At 71.3% G+C, this 14,202-nt stretch carries 11 protein-coding genes; 4 read left to right on the plus strand and 7 right to left on the minus strand.

Features of this window, described 5'->3' with window-relative positions; genetic code table 11:
* Positions 1-12: 12 nt before the first annotated feature.
* The 6 genes from ACZ561_RS13125 to ACZ561_RS13150 form a co-directional block, all read right to left on the minus strand.
* Positions 13-852 carry a carbohydrate ABC transporter permease gene (locus tag ACZ561_RS13125; RefSeq protein WP_470993439.1) on the minus strand — a complete coding sequence of 280 codons (840 nt, stop codon included), beginning with the start codon at positions 850-852 and terminating at the stop codon, positions 13-15.
* Positions 849-1,817, minus strand: a complete 969-nt coding sequence (locus ACZ561_RS13130) for a carbohydrate ABC transporter permease (RefSeq protein WP_376435198.1) — start codon at positions 1,815-1,817, stop codon at positions 849-851. Before ACZ561_RS13130 ends, ACZ561_RS13125 begins: the two co-directional genes overlap by 4 nt.
* 158 nt (positions 1,818-1,975) lie before the next feature.
* Entirely contained in the window at positions 1,976-3,280 is a 1,305-nt protein-coding gene (locus ACZ561_RS13135) for an ABC transporter substrate-binding protein (RefSeq protein ID WP_470993442.1), read from the minus strand.
* Between the two features lie 156 nt (positions 3,281-3,436).
* Positions 3,437-4,465 (minus strand): LacI family DNA-binding transcriptional regulator, encoded by a 1,029-nt coding sequence (locus ACZ561_RS13140; protein WP_470993445.1) that lies wholly within the window; start codon positions 4,463-4,465, stop codon positions 3,437-3,439.
* A 253-nt stretch (positions 4,466-4,718) separates the two neighbouring features.
* On the minus strand, positions 4,719-5,699 hold the full coding sequence (locus tag ACZ561_RS13145; protein WP_470993448.1) for an ADP-ribosylation family protein: 981 nt from the start codon (positions 5,697-5,699) through the stop codon (positions 4,719-4,721).
* Between the two features lie 136 nt (positions 5,700-5,835).
* Entirely contained in the window at positions 5,836-7,395 is a 1,560-nt protein-coding gene (locus ACZ561_RS13150; protein WP_470993451.1) for a M1 family metallopeptidase, read from the minus strand.
* Positions 7,396-7,597: 202 nt separating this feature from the next.
* Between ACZ561_RS13150 and ACZ561_RS13155 the strand changes: the two genes are divergently transcribed.
* From ACZ561_RS13155 to ACZ561_RS13170, 4 genes are all read left to right on the plus strand, one after another.
* Positions 7,598-9,589 carry a Xaa-Pro dipeptidyl-peptidase gene (locus ACZ561_RS13155; RefSeq protein ID WP_470993454.1) on the plus strand — a complete coding sequence of 664 codons (1,992 nt, stop codon included), beginning with the start codon at positions 7,598-7,600 and terminating at the stop codon, positions 9,587-9,589.
* Positions 9,586-10,896 carry a M14 family metallopeptidase gene (locus ACZ561_RS13160; RefSeq protein WP_470993457.1) on the plus strand — a complete coding sequence of 437 codons (1,311 nt, stop codon included), beginning with the start codon at positions 9,586-9,588 and terminating at the stop codon, positions 10,894-10,896. Before ACZ561_RS13155 ends, ACZ561_RS13160 begins: the two co-directional genes overlap by 4 nt.
* 95 nt (positions 10,897-10,991) lie before the next feature.
* Complete coding sequence (locus ACZ561_RS13165; RefSeq protein WP_470993460.1) at positions 10,992-12,731, plus strand: BCCT family transporter; 1,740 nt, start codon at positions 10,992-10,994, stop codon at positions 12,729-12,731.
* A gap of 77 nt (positions 12,732-12,808) precedes the next feature.
* A complete protein-coding gene (locus tag ACZ561_RS13170) occupies positions 12,809-13,114 on the plus strand; it encodes a hypothetical protein (protein ID WP_470993463.1) in 306 nt (101 codons plus the stop codon).
* Positions 13,115-13,188: 74 nt separating this feature from the next.
* On the opposite strand, the gene ACZ561_RS13175 is transcribed toward ACZ561_RS13170, so the two are convergent.
* Positions 13,189-14,145, minus strand: a complete 957-nt coding sequence (locus ACZ561_RS13175) for an NAD(P)/FAD-dependent oxidoreductase (RefSeq protein ID WP_470993465.1) — start codon at positions 14,143-14,145, stop codon at positions 13,189-13,191.
* Positions 14,146-14,202 lie beyond the last annotated feature (57 nt).

The raw sequence follows: 14,202 nt of genomic DNA on the forward strand, positions 1-14,202 counted from the left end.
GCCCGGGCCGGCTCAGCCCTTGACTGCGCCCTGCATGATGCCGCCCACGATCTGCCGGCCGAGCAGGCCGAAGACCAGCAGGACCGGCAGGGTGCCGAGGAGCGTGCCCGCCATGATCACGGACTGGTCGTGGACGTAGCCGCCGCCGAGCTGACGCAGCGCGACCTGCACCGTCGGCTCCTGCGAGGACAGCGCGACGATCGGCCAGAAGAAGTCGTTCCAGGCGGCCATGAAGGTGAGCAGCCCGAGCACCGCCATCCCGGGCCGGGCGACGGGCACCACGATCGACCAGAAGATCCGGGCGGAGGACGCCCCGTCGACCCGGGCCGCCTCGATCAGCTCGTCCGGCAGCGACTGGACCAGGTACTGGCGCATGAAGAAGACGCCGAAGGCGGAGACGAGGCCGGGCAGGATCACCGACTGCAGCTGGTTCACCCAGCCCAGCTCGGCGATGAGCATGAAGAGCGGGATCACCCCGAGCTGCGGCGGGATCATCATCGTGCCGACCGTGATCGCGAGCAGCGCGCCCCGGCCGCGGAAGCGCAGCTTGGCGAAGGCGAACCCGGCCAGCGTGCAGCACAGCACGGTGCCGACCGTGATGGAGCCGGAGACCACGAGGGAGTTGAGGAGCGCCGTGCCGATGTCGGCCTCCTCCATCACCGCCTCGAAGTTCCGGAAGAGGTTCGGCCCCGGCAGCAGGGTCGGTGGCACCTGCGCCAGATCGGCGTTGGAGCGGCTGGCGGCCACGATCGTCCAGTAGAAGGGGAAGGCGGAGACGAGAACGGCCAGGACCAGGACCGCGTAGGTGATCCGGCCTCCGTGGCCCGTACGGCCCGCGACGCGCACGCTCATGCCCGGCCCTCCTTCCGTGAACGGCGGCGCAGGAGCAGGGCGTTGACCCCGACCAGGACGAGGATCAGCAGGAACATCAGCCAGGCGATGGCGGCGGCCCGGCCCAGGTGGAAGAAGCCCCAGCCCTGCTCGTACAGATAGAGCCCGAGGGTCTGGTACTGGTGCGAGATGCCGCCCGAGATCGAGCCCTCGAAGAGCAGCGGCTCACCGAAGAGCTGGGTCGCGCCGATGGTGGAGACGACCGTCGTGAAGACGATCGTGGGGCGCAGGCCGGGCAGGGTGACGTGGAAGAACTGTCGCCACCGTGAGGCACCGTCCATCTCCGCCGCCTCGTACAGCTCGGCGGGGATGGACTGCATCCCGGCGAGGTAGATCAGGGCGTTGTAGCCGGTCCAGCGCCAGACGACGATCGAGGAGACGGCGATCTGCGAGGCCAGCGTGCCGTTCTGCCAGTCGACGGGGCCGAAACCGACCAGGGAGAGGGCGTAGTTGACGAGCCCGAAGTCCCGGCCGAAGAGCTGGGCGAAGACGAGCGTGGCGGCCGCCACGGAGGTCGCGTACGGCAGCAGCATCGCCGTACGGAAGAACGTCCGGCCACGCAGCTTGTAGTTGAGCAGATGCGCGAGGCCGAGCGCCATGGCGAGCTGCGGCACCGTCGACAGGACCCCGATGGTGAACGTGTTGCGCAGCGCGGTCCAGAAGAATTCGTCGGTGAGCAGCGCCGCGTAGTTGCCGAGGCCGCGCCACTGCATGTCGCCCGGGGTCTGCAACTCGACCCGGTAGAGCGAGACGAAGGCGGTGTAGAGGAGCGGGAAGAGACCGAACGCGGCGAACAGGGTGAAGAACGGGGCGACATAGGCGTACGGGACGAGGGCGGCCCACCTGCGGCGGGGCGCCCGGCGGGTGGACCGGGCCGGCGGCGGCGGGACGGGCGCCGTCGCCGGCCCGGAGGCGGTGAGGGTCACGGTGCGGCCCTTCGGGATGGTCGGGAGGGTGCGGTGGAAGCGGGGCCGGTGGCCTGCGCGGGCTCTCGGCCCGGACGGCCGGGGCGGGGAGGGGCCGGGGTGCGGCGGGCCGCCCCGCCGGGGGCGGGGGCCGGCGTCGCGGCCCCCCGCCCCGGTGCTCAGCCGATGGCGTTGTCGACGCCCTTCCGCGCGTTCGACCACGCCTTCTCCGGGCTGGTGCCCTTGCGCTCCACCTCGCTCAGCGCGTTGGTGATCTGGTCGGCGACGTTCTTGTCGTGGACCCCGAGCACCTGGACCGGAGCCGCCTTGGCCGCGTCGCCGAAGATCTGACCGATCGGGGCACCGGAGAAGTACGGGTCCGTCGCCGACGACACCTGGGCGATGGCGTCGGTGGAGGAGGGGAAGTTGCCCTGCTTCGTGAAGAGGGTGGCCTGCTGCTCGGGGGCGGTGAGCCACTTGATCAGCTCGTACGCCTCCTTCTTGTGCTTCGCAGCGCGCGGTACGGAGAGGTAGGAGCCGCCCCAGTTCCCGGCGCCGCCGGGCAGCTTGGCGATGTCCCACTTGCCCTTGCCCGCGTCACCGGCCTGGCCCTTGATGTAGCCGAGCATCCACGCGGGGCAGGGGAGCGTCGCGAACGAGCCGGTGGAGAACGCCTGGTTCCACTGCGGCGACCACTGGTCGAGCTTGGCGCTCAGACCGTCCTGTGCGGCCTTCGCCGAGGTCTCCCAGGCCGTCTTCACGGCAGGGCTGTCGGCATAGATCAGCTTGCCGGAGGCGTCGTAGTACCGCTCCTTCTCCTGGCCGATCATGACGGTGAAGAGGCTGCCGACACTGTCCATCCACGCGCTCTTGGCCGGAGCCTTGGCCTTGTACTGCCGGCCGAGCTCCAGGTATCCGTCCCAGGTGGCCCACTTCTGCGCCAACTCCGCCCGGTCCACGGGGAGTCCGGCCTGCTTGAAGAGGTCGGTGCGGTAGCAGACGGCCTCCGGGCCCACGTCGGTGCCGAGCCCGAGGACCTTCCCGTCCTTGGTGGTCGCCGCGGACCACTTGGCCTCGGCGAACTCGCCCTTCAGCGCGTCCGCGCCGTACTTCGTGAGGTCCTCGAACTTGTCCGACTGCTGCTGGGTGACCGAGGCGATCCGGCCGACCTCCAGGCCCTGGACGTCGGCGAGTCCGCCCCCGCCGGCCAGCCGGGTCTGGAGCGACTTCCAGTAGTCCTGCTCGTCCTCGGTGTCGGTCTGCTTGATGGTGATGTTCGGGTGGAGCTTCTCGTACGCGGCGTACAGGCCGGCCTCCTTGTAGCCGAAGGAGCCGTAGAGGTCGACGGTGATCGTGACCTTGCCCCCCGCGCTGTCGGAGGCGCCGTCGGATCCCCCGGATCCGCAGGCGGCGAGCAGGGCGCCGGTGAGGACGACGGCGCCGAGACGTACGGCGGTCGATCGGGCGGATCGGGCAGTGGGCATGGGAAGCCTCCGTCTTGAGAGCGCTCTCAGGAATGCGTCAGGAGCGTGCCTCTCCGGCGAGGTTCCCGTCAAGAGTCGAACGCGTAACAGCTCGATGTACCCGGGCTGTTCGCCCCGGAGTTCAAGGCCCTTACACGGAGTTCCGGGGTACGGTCGTCACGCGGAGGCGCGCCGGATCAGCTCGATCGGCGTGATCACGGGCTCGGCGACGCCCGCGCCGTCGAGGGTGCGCATCAGGAGCCGTACCATCAACCGGCCCATGCCCTCGATGTCCTGACGGACCGTCGTGAGCGGGGGATCGGTCGCCTCGACCACCTGGCGCATGTCGTCGAAGCCGACGAGCGCCACGTCCTCGGGGACCCGGCGGCCGTGTTCGCGCAGCACCCGCAGCGCACCCGAGGCCATCAGGTCGTTGGCGGCGAACACGGCGTCGAGATCGGGGCGGCGGTCCAGGAGTTCGCTCATCGCCCGGGCTCCGCTCTCCTCCGTGAACGCGCCCTCGGCCACCAGGTCGGACCCGGCGTCCGGCAGTTCGTCCCGGTATCCGTCGAGGCGGTCGAGCGCGGAGGTCTGGTCGCGCGGGCCGGTGATGTGCGCGATGTTCCGGCGGCCCAGCGAGCGGAGGTGCCGCACGGCGACGCGCGCCCCGCCCCGGTTGTCGCAGTCGACGTACGGGACCGGCGGCTCGCCCTCGGGACCGGTCCAGCCCGGGCGCCCGCCGTAGACCGTGGGCACCTTGACGCGCCGGACGATCTCGGGGAGTTCGTCGTCGTTGTGGAGTGAGAACGCCAGCGCGCCGTCGACATGACCACCCCCGAGGTAGCGCGCGATCCGCTCGTGATCGCCCGGCCCCTCCACCCAGAGCAGTACCAACTGGGCGTCGTGCAGGGTGAGTTCGCGACTGATTCCACGCACCTGCTGCTCGAAGAACGGGTCGGAGAAGATCCGGAACTCGGGCTCGGCGATGATCACGGCGACGGCGCCGTTGCGCCGGGTCACCAGGGTCCGCGCGGCGTGGTTCGGGATGTAGCCGAGCTCCTCGACGGCCTTGCGCACCTTCTCGGCCAGGGCCTCGCGGACCCCGGCACCGCCGTTGACGACACGGGACACCGTGGCCCGGGACACGCCGGCGCGCTCGGCGACGGCTTCCAGGGTCGGGCGCGTCCCGGACGTCGACTCGCTCAAGGCTGGCTCCTCACGGGCACGGTGGGTGACGGTGCTGACAGCGTCGAGCGTATCCCGTGACGGGCCGACGGGTCTGTCACGGGGAAAGCGCTCTCGGGGCCGGCGGCGGCTGCTCAGGACGTCGCGCTTCGCCGCGAGGCGGATCGGGCGCCGACCCGCCCGCGCCCCGGGCTTCGCCCGCGACGAGCGGACCCCGGCCCTGAGCGCGCCCGCCCGTCGAGCTTCGCCGCGAGGCGGGTCGGACCCCCGGCCCTCAGCCCGTCCGCCGCAGCACGTCCACGTCGGCGAGCGCGCGGTGGCGGTGGTGGGTCGCCGCGATCGTCGCGAGGGACGGGCGGTCGAGATCGCGGTACGCCACGGCCAGCAGCTCGCGTGCGTACTCCTCGCGTTCCGGGTCGCCGTACGATGCCCAGTGCAGGTCCCGCCCGAGCACCAGCGCCTCCGTCGGATCGCCGGCGGTGGCCCGTCGCAGGGCCTCGTCGAGGGCCGTCCGGAGCGACTCCGGGTCCTCGAACAGCTTCTCCATGAAGGTGCCGAAGCGGTACTCGTCCGCTCCGTTGTGCGGCGGACGGTCCAGCGCCGTCGCCCCGGACACCAGCGCTCCCGCACTGTCCAGGGTCGTGATCCGGCCGGGGTCGACGGGCGGCCGGCGGGAGTCGTACGCGTGGGAGTACGCGAGGCCCGTCTCCGTACGCTCCCCGCTCTCGAAGCCCGTCAGGGCCGCCCGCAGCCGCCCGAGATCAGCGAGCCGCTCGTGTACGTCCTCCCCGTCGGCCGCGTAGTCCGTCAGGTCCCGCTGAACCCGCTCGATCAGCGCCCGCACCGCCTCCAGCGGCGTCCGGTCGCAGCGCTCGATCCCGCCGCCGTCGTTGGTCCGGTACGAGGCGACTCCGTCGCATGTGCGCCCGTCGTCGGACCAGAGCCCGTAGTGGAGCCCGTCCGACCCACCGTGCAGAAACGTGAGGAACTCCGGCGGATCCCGGTAGTACCGCCCGTGCACCAGGATGTCGAGGCCCTCGCGGGGGAGCGCCGAAGGGTCCGCGAACAGGTCCATGACGCCGTACGGAACCAGCTCCAGGTTCCGTAGCGCCCGCTCCTCGACCGTACCGAGGGCGGCCAGGAAGTCGAGGAACCGGAAGAAGGAGCCGGGCAGTTCGAGCCCCCACTCCGCGGCGATCCGCCCCGCCACCGCCTCCCGCACCGCCGGATCGCCGTATCGCTCCGACTCGGCCACGCTGTGCTCCCACCCTCCGGTTGCCTGTGAGGGCCCGAGCCTACCCATGGCGTACGGACGCGCCCCGCCCTGCCCCATGGCGTACGGACGCGCCCCGCCCTGCCCCAGGGGGCCGGAGCGGGGCGCGCCGCCGAACTCAGTGCTCGTCGTGCTCGTGGATCGTGTTCGTCTCCGCGATCTTCTTCCAGGACTTCGGCTGCACGGACTTCGCCGGCTTCGCCACCGGCGCCGCAGAAGTGGTCCCGGCAGCGGCCGAGCGCGCCGAGACACCGCCCGTGACGCCGACCCCGACCCCGGCCGCCGTCGAAGCCGCCGGCTTCACCGGCTGGTACAGCCAGGTGTCGAAGAGCGAGGCCAGCGGCTTGCCCGAGACCCGCTCCGCGTACGACACGAAGTCCCCGACCTTGGCGTTGCCGTAGGCGAACTCCGTCGGCCAGCCCTTCAGAACGGCGAAGAAGTCCTCGTCGCCGATCTCGTTGCGCAGCGCCTGGAGCGCCAGCGCGCCCCGGTCGTACACGGCGATGTGGAACTGGTTGTCCGGACCCGGGTCGCCCGGCTTCACCGTCCAGAACGGGTCCTCGGCGGTGCGGGTCGCGTAGACGTGGTCCGCCAGTTCCTGTGCCGTGCCCTCGCCCTCCTTCTCCGACCACAGCCACTGGCTGTAGCGGGCGAAGCCCTCGTTGACCCAGATGTCCTTCCACTTGTCGACCGAGACGCTGTCGCCGTACCACTGGTGCGCCAGTTCGTGGACGACCACGGACACGTTCGCCCCGTTGGCGAACTGCCGGGGGCTGTAGAACGGCCGGGTCTGCGTCTCCAGGGCGTAGCCGCTGGTCACGTTGGGGACGTAGCCGCCGAGCGCGTTGAAGGGGTACGGCCCGAAGACCTCCTCCAGCCACTCCGCGACCTCGGTCGTCCGCTCGATCGACGCCCGCGCGGCGCCCGCGTTGTCGCCGAGGTCCCGGCTGTAGGCGTTGAGGACCGGGAGCCCGTTCGCCGTCCTGTCCGTGGTGATGTCGAACTTGCCGACGGCGAGCGTGGCCAGATACGTGGCCTGCGGCTTGTTGGAGCGCCAGTTGTAGCGGGTCCAGCCGAGCCGGGAGGACTGCGACTGCAGCACGCCGTTGCTGATGGCCTGCGTGCCGTCCGGCACCGACACCGAGACGTCGAAGGTCGCCTTGTCCAGGGGGTGGTCGTTGGACGGGAACCACCAGGCGGCGGAGTCCGGCTCCTGGGCGGCGACCCCGCCGTCGGGCGTACGGTGCCAGGCCGTCCAGCCGCCGATCTTCACCTCGGAGGGCTTGCCCGCGTACCGCACGACGACCGAGATCGTACGGTTCTTCTCCAGCGGGGCCGCCGGGGTGATCTCCAGCTCCTGTTCGCCGGTCGTGGCGAACTTCGCCTTCTTGCCGTTCACCCGCACCTCGCTGACCTTCAGCCCCAGGTCCAGGTTGAAGCGGGAGAGGTTCTGCTTCGTGGTGGCGAGGATCGTCGCCGTGCCCTCCAGGAGGTCGGTAGCGGGCTGGTACGTCAGCCTCAGGTCGTAGTGGGAGACGTCGTAACCGCCGTTGCCACTGGCCGGGTAGTAGGGATCGCCGATGCCCGATGCGCCCGGAACGTAGTCGGCGGCCGATGCCGGGATCGCCAGCAGGAGAGAGGCCGCGAGCGCGCTCGGAACGACAAGTCTGCGGTGCACGAGAGCTCCAAGTCTGTAAGAAGCACGAATGGTCTTCGGTCCTTATCGACACTATTCAGGGCCACGACGCCCCGTCATGTCCATGGCCCCATCCGCCACACGATCGCCATTCGGCCGAAACGAACGCTCCGGCCCCAGCTGACGCGCTCTGCTCTCGACTGCACTCTTTTGCCAGGGAGTTGACCGGGGTACGTTCCGCCCCATGCCGATACCTGTGCGGAGAACCCGCAGAGCCCGTCTGTCGTGCAGAACCCTGGTGGCGGCCGCCGCGGCCGCCCTGATGACCGCGCTGGTGTCCCCGACCGGGGCTCAGGCGCAGGCCCCCGTGCGGGAGTCGAAGCCCGTCCATTCCTACGCCGACGCGATCCGCGAGTCCGTGTGGGTGGACACCGGACTCGACGGCGACGGCGACGGCCGCGGCGACCGGGTCGCGGTGGACATCGTCCGGCCCCGCGAGCCCGCCGCCACGGGCCGGAAGATCCCGGTCATCATGGACGCCAGCCCGTACTACGCATGCTGCGGACGCGGAAACGAAGGCCAGAAGAAGACGTACGACGCGGCCGGGAACCCCGTCCAGTTCCCGCTCTTCTACGACAACTACTTCGTTCCCCGCGGGTACGCCTTCGTCGCCGTCGATCTGGCCGGCACCAACCGCTCCGACGGCTGCGACGACGTCGGCGGGCGCTCCGACGTCCAGTCCGCCAAGGCCGTCGTCGACTGGCTGAACGGCCGGGCCCGGGGGTACACCACCCGTACCGGCTCCGACCGCGCCCGGGCCACCACGTGGTCCACAGGCAAGGTCGGCATGATCGGCAAGAGCTGGGACGGGACCATCGCCAACGGCGTCGCCGCGACCGGCGTCGAGGGTCTTGAGACCATCGTGCCGATCGGCGCGATCTCCTCCTGGTACGACTACTTCCACTCCCAGGGCGCCCCGCTCTACAACGCCAACCCGAGCTGGCTCTCCGAGTACGTCAACAGCCCCGAGGCGAACGCCCGCTGCGGCGCGGTCCAGGAGCGCATCACCACGGCCACCCCGTACAGCGGCGACTGGACCCGCGCCTGGAGCGAGCGGAACCACGTCCCGGACGCCGGCAAGGTGAAGGCCAGCGTCTTCGTCGTGCACGGACAGCAGGACCTCAACGTCCGAGCCAACCAGTTCGGCCAGTGGTGGGACGCCCTCGCCGCCCGCGGTGTCGAGCGCAAGATCTGGCTCTCGCAGACCGGTCACGTCGACCCCTTCGACTTCCGGCGCGCCGACTGGGTCCGTACCCTGCACCGCTGGTTCGACCACTACCTCCTCGGTTACGAGAACGGCGTCGACCGGGAGCCGATGGCCGACATCGAACGCGCTCCGGACCGCTGGACCACCGATCGGGTCTGGCCGCCGCGCGCCACCGAGCGCACCACCGTGCGCCCCGGCACGGGCGCCGCGCCCGGCGTCGGAACCCTCGGCCGTACCCCCGCCGCACCCGGCGCCACGGAGACCTTCACCGACGATCCGGGCCTGGGTGAGATCGACTGGGCCGCGCGGATCGACGAGTCGACCGCCGCCAAAGCCGGCTTCGTCACCCGGCCGCTCGCACGCGACCTGCGGCTCTCCGGTTCCTCCACGGTGACCGTCACCGCCACACCGTCCTCCGCGACCGCCCATCTGACGGCCGTGCTCGTCGACCTCGGCCCGGACACCATCCGGGACTACGCGGCGGCGGGCGAGGGCATCACGACGCTCACCCAGCGGTCCTGCTGGGGCGCGAGCACAAGCGGCGACAGCGCCTGCTTCAAGGACACCGAGGCGCGCACGGCGGACGTGGAGTTCACCGTCGTCAGCCGTGGCTGGGCGGACCTGGGCACCTGGGCGGACCCCGGCAAGGGCAGGCCGCTGACCCCCGGCACGGCGTACACGATGACGCTGAAGCTGGCGGCCACCGACCATGTCGTCCCGGCCGGGCACCGGCTCGCCCTGATCGTCGGCGGCACGGACAAGGACCTTCTCGACCCTCCGTCCACCACGCCGACGATCACCCTCGATCTCGCCCGTACATCTGCCAAACTGCCCCTGGTCGGCGGCGCGGACGCCTTCACCCGGGCGACGGCCGGCACGGACGGCGCACGCCTGGCGCCCAGCGGGCGCGCGCTGAACGGTGTCGGACACCCGCGCTCGAACCACCCCGTTCCCGGAGAGGTCCGATGACGCACACCCCGCACCACCGCTCCCGGCGCACGCTCGCCCTCGTGGCGGGCGTCGCCGCCCTCGGCCTCCCGCTCGTCGCCGTCCCCGCGGAGGCCGCCGGCACCGCGTCCGCCGCACCGCCCCCGAGAACGGGCTTCGAGGGGAGCGGGGGTGCCCGGTGGACCAGTGAGCAGGAGGAGACGGCCTTCCTCGCCGCCGTCGACCGGGGCAGCGACCGGGTCTCCGTGCGCACCATCGGCACGACCGAGCAGGGCCGTCCGCTCCGGCTCGCCACGGTGGGTGCGCCCCACGCCTCCACGACCGTGCTGCTGGTCTGCAGCCAGCACGGTGACGAGCCGTCGGGCCGGGAGGCCTGTCTCACCACCGTGCGGGACCTGGCGTACGCCCGGGACCCGGAGACCCGCCGCTTCCTCTCCCGTACCACCGTTCTTGTCGTTCCCTCCGCCAATCCGGACGGGCGCGAGGCCGACACCCGGGGCAACGCCGACGGGGTCGACGTCAACCGCGACCACATCGCCCTGCAGACCGCCGAGGGCCGGGCGATGGCCGCGCTGATCCGCGACCGGCGCCCGGAGGTGATCTACGACCTGCACGAGTACGGCGGCACCTCGCCCTACTACGACAAGGACCTGCTCGCGCTCTGGCCGCGCAATCCGAACGCCGACGCGCGCGTGCACGACGAGGCCCACACCCTGTCGGAGTCCTATGTCCGGCCGTCGGCCGGGGCCGCCGGCTTCGGCAGCGGCATCTACGGGATCTGGACCGATCCCCTCACCGGAAAGCCCATCAAGCAGGTCGCGGGCGACGGCCAGGAGCGGATCCTGCGCAACACGGCAGGCATCAAGCACTCCGTGGGCCTGCTCGTGGAGACCCGCGTCGAGGCCCTGACCGACGCCGAGAAGGACGACACCGCACGCAACCAGCGACGCCGTGTGAACACCCAACTCGCCGCGTTGAAGGGGGCCTTCGCCTATGTGGACGAGCGGCGCGGGCGGCTCGGCGCGGCCACGGCGGCGGCCCGGCTCTACGGGTTCGCCGACCGGGGTCCGGTGCTGCTCGGGGGCGCCGACAACGATCCGGCGGAGCCCGCCGAGACGCTCCAGGACCCGCCCTGCGGCTACCGCCTGGACCGCGCGCAGCACGCCGAGTTCGGTGACGAGCTCGCCCTGCACGGGATCACCGTCCGGCGCGACGGCGACGGGGTCCTCGTGCCCCTGCGGCAGTCGCAGCGCGCGCTCGTCCCGCTGCTGCTCGACGGCCGCGCGACCTACCGGCTCACCACCGGACGGCCGGTGGAGGTCTGTTGACGGGCTGAGTTGATCCCGGAAGTGACGCGTCACCTGTGGTACTGCCTTACGGAGCGAGTTCCGTCTGTCCCGTAATGCCGTGAAAGGTGCCACCTGTGTCGCAGGAAGATCAGAGAGCGGGCGAACCCGGGGGCGGCGGAGGCCGGGGTGGAGGCCGGGCGGGGCTGCCGGTGACGGCGGCCCTCCCGCGTGCCCCGGGACACCACCCCAAGGCCCGGACCGATCGGATCGTGTTCGGCGTCACCGCCGTCCTCACCGTCGCGTTCGTGGTCTGGGGCGCGACGGCCACGGACAGCCTGGAGAGCGTCTCCAGCAAGCTGCTCGACGGTCTGATCCGCAACTGGGGCTGGGCGTTCATGCTCGCCGCCTCCGGTTTCGTCGTCTTCGCGCTGTGGCTCGCCATCAGCCGGTACGGGCGGATCACCCTCGGCCACGAGACCGAGGCCCCGGAGTTCCGGACCGTGTCGTGGATCGCGATGATGTTCAGCGCGGGCATGGGCATCGGCCTGATGTTCTACGGGGTGAGCGAGCCGCTCGCCCACTACGGAACCCCGCCGCCCGGCACGAGCCCCGCCGACTCGGCCGAGCGGATGCAGGTCGCGATGGCCACCACGCTCTTCCACTGGACGCTCCACCCCTGGGCGATCTACGCCGTCGTCGGGCTCGCCATCGCGTACTCCACGTTCCGGCGCCGTCGTCGGCAGACCATCAGTGCCGTCTTCGTGCCGCTGATCGGGAAGAAGGCGGCCAACGGGGGTCCCGGCCGGGTCATCGACATCCTGGCGATCTTCGCCACCCTCTTCGGATCGGCCGCCTCACTGGGTCTCGGCGCGCTCCAGATCGGTAGCGGAGTCGAGGAGTTGGGATGGATGGAGAGGACCGGGACCGGACTGCTCGTCGGCATCATCGCGGTGCTGACCGTGGCGTTCGTGCTGTCCGCCGTCTCGGGTGTCGAGAAGGGCATCCAGTGGCTCTCCAACATCAACATGGTGCTCGCCCTGGTGCTGGCCCTGTTCGTCTTCGTGGCCGGCCCGACCATCGTCGTGCTCGATCTGCTGCCCACCTCGATCGCCGCCTACATCGGTGACCTGCCGCAGCTGATCGGACGTACCGAGGTGACCGGAGGGGAGAACGTCCACGACTGGCTGGGGAGCTGGACGGTCTTCTACTGGGCGTGGTGGATCTCCTGGACGCCCTTCGTCGGCATGTTCATCGCCCGCATCAGCAAGGGCCGGACGATCCGTCAGTTCGTCGGCGGAGTCATCCTCGTGCCGAGCACCGTGAGCCTCGTCTGGTTCGCCGTCTTCGGCGGCACCGCGATGAAGCTCAGCGAGCGCGGCGAGCTGGCGGAGGAGACGACCCCGGAGGGTCAACTCTTCGGCCTTCTCCAGGAGTTCCCCATCACCGGGGTCATGAGCCTGCTCGTGATGATCCTCGTCGGCATCTTCTTCGTCTCGGGTGCGGACGCCGCCTCGATCGTCATGGGCACGCTGTCGCAGCGCGGCTCGTTCGAACCGACCCGCCCCGTGGTCGTCTTCTGGGGCGTGGTGACCGGCGCCGTCGCCGCCATCATGCTCCTCATCGGTGACGGCCAGGGTGACGCGCTCGCGGGGCTGCAGAACCTGACGATCCTGGTGGCGGCGCCGTTCGTCATCGTCATGATCGGCATGTGCGTGGCGCTCATGCGGGACCTGCGCCACGACCCGCTCATCGTCCGGGGCGAGGTGGGCGAGGAGGTCATCGAACTCGCCGTGATCGCGGGCCACGAGAAGTACGACGGCGACTTCGAACTGCGCATCGGGCCGGGTACGGGTGCACCGGGTGAAGGCTCCTGATCCATGTGGGCTAGGGTTACCGACCGGTATTGACCGTACCTGAACGGGTCCCCACGGCCCGGAAGTTGGAGAACCACATGAAGTACGCGACGCCGCTGCGCCGTACCCTGACCGCACTCACCACGACGACGCTGCTGGCCGGGGGCCTGCTGCTCGGTCAGACGGTGACGGCCGAGCCCGCGCACGCGGCCGGCAAGAAGATCGTCTGCAACGTCCCCAAGATGCGTCAGCAGGCGGCCGACCTTCGTTCGAAGGCCGCGCAGCTCCAGCGCCTCGGCGCCACGGCGGAGGCCCGTAAGGCCCGTGGCCAGGCCGACGCCCTGGACCGCAGGGCCCAGGCGTGCATCGACGCGGAGAACAACAACCCCAAGCCCTGGAAGTAACCCTTCACAGGCCCGGCTCCGGCTCGATCTTCCGATCGGGCCGGAGCCCCGGCTCTTCGGAGGCTGACCGGCCGTCAGTCGGCGGCCAGATCCGCCGCCCTCCGGGCACAGCCCCAGGCGACCGTCACCCCCGCGCCCCCGTGCCCGTAGTTGTGGACGAGACGCCCGCCGCCCGGCAGCGGCTCCACCGCGATCCGTACCCCGCCCGACCGGGCGGGCCGCAACCCCACCCGGTGCCCGAGCACCCGGGCGTCCGCGATCTCGGGCCGTACCCGCGCACACCGCGCCACGATCGCCGCCGCCGTCGCCGGATCCGGCGTGAGCCGCTCGTCACCCTCCTGCGCGGTCCCACCCAGGATGAGCCGCCCGGGCTGCGGGAAGAAGTATGCCGTCTCGCTCGACGCCGAGTCGGCCGCCGTGAACCACTCCTCGATCCCCGGATTCTCCACCAGCACCAACTGCCCCCGCACCGCCCGCAGTCGGGCGTCCGGTACGAGCTCCCGAGCCCCGAGCCCAGCGCAGTCGACCACCACGCGCGCCCGCTCGCCCGCCTCCGCGAAGCCGGTCACCGCCCGTCGCTCCACCACACCGCCCGCCGCCTCGAACCGGGCACGGAGCCACTCCAGATGGACCGGCATGTCGAGCAGCGGCAGCCGTGCCGCCAGCCCCACCGCGTACGGCCCCGGCACCTCCTCGGCCGCCAGCCGCCGCAAGCCGGAGACCTCCCGCGCCCATTCGCCCAGCTCCCCGAGGACCGTGTCCGCGTGGACCCCGGGCACCAGCCGGACCCCCGTGCGGACCGGATCGTCCGCCAGCTTCTCGTACACCCGCAGCGAGTCGAGCGCCCAGGCGCCGGCCTCCGCCTCCGGCTCGATCCGGTACGGCCACCACAGCGCGCCCGCCACCGCCGAGGTCGTCTCCGTCACCGCGTCCCGCGACCACACCCGCACCCGAAGCCCGCGCTCCGCCAGAGTCAGAGCCGTCGTCAGGCCGATGACCCCGCCGCCGACCACGATCACCTGTTCGCTCATGAGCGGAACGTACCCGGGCCACGAGCGGACGGACCACACATCGACAGGTCACGCCCG

It is taken from the genome of Streptomyces sp. NPDC039609 (genome assembly GCF_055596705.1).

Coding starts and splice junctions, on each gene's coding strand:
- ACZ561_RS13125 (WP_470993439.1), bottom strand. CDS start 852: ATGAGCGTGCGCGTCGCGGGCCGTACGGGCCACGGAGGCCGGATCACC.
- ACZ561_RS13170 (WP_470993463.1), top strand. CDS start 12,809: ATGAAGTACGCGACGCCGCTGCGCCGTACCCTGACCGCACTCACCACG.
- ACZ561_RS13155 (WP_470993454.1), top strand. CDS start 7,598: ATGCCGATACCTGTGCGGAGAACCCGCAGAGCCCGTCTGTCGTGCAGA.
- ACZ561_RS13175 (WP_470993465.1), bottom strand. CDS start 14,145: ATGAGCGAACAGGTGATCGTGGTCGGCGGCGGGGTCATCGGCCTGACG.
- ACZ561_RS13160 (WP_470993457.1), top strand. CDS start 9,586: ATGACGCACACCCCGCACCACCGCTCCCGGCGCACGCTCGCCCTCGTG.
- ACZ561_RS13135 (WP_470993442.1), bottom strand. CDS start 3,280: ATGCCCACTGCCCGATCCGCCCGATCGACCGCCGTACGTCTCGGCGCC.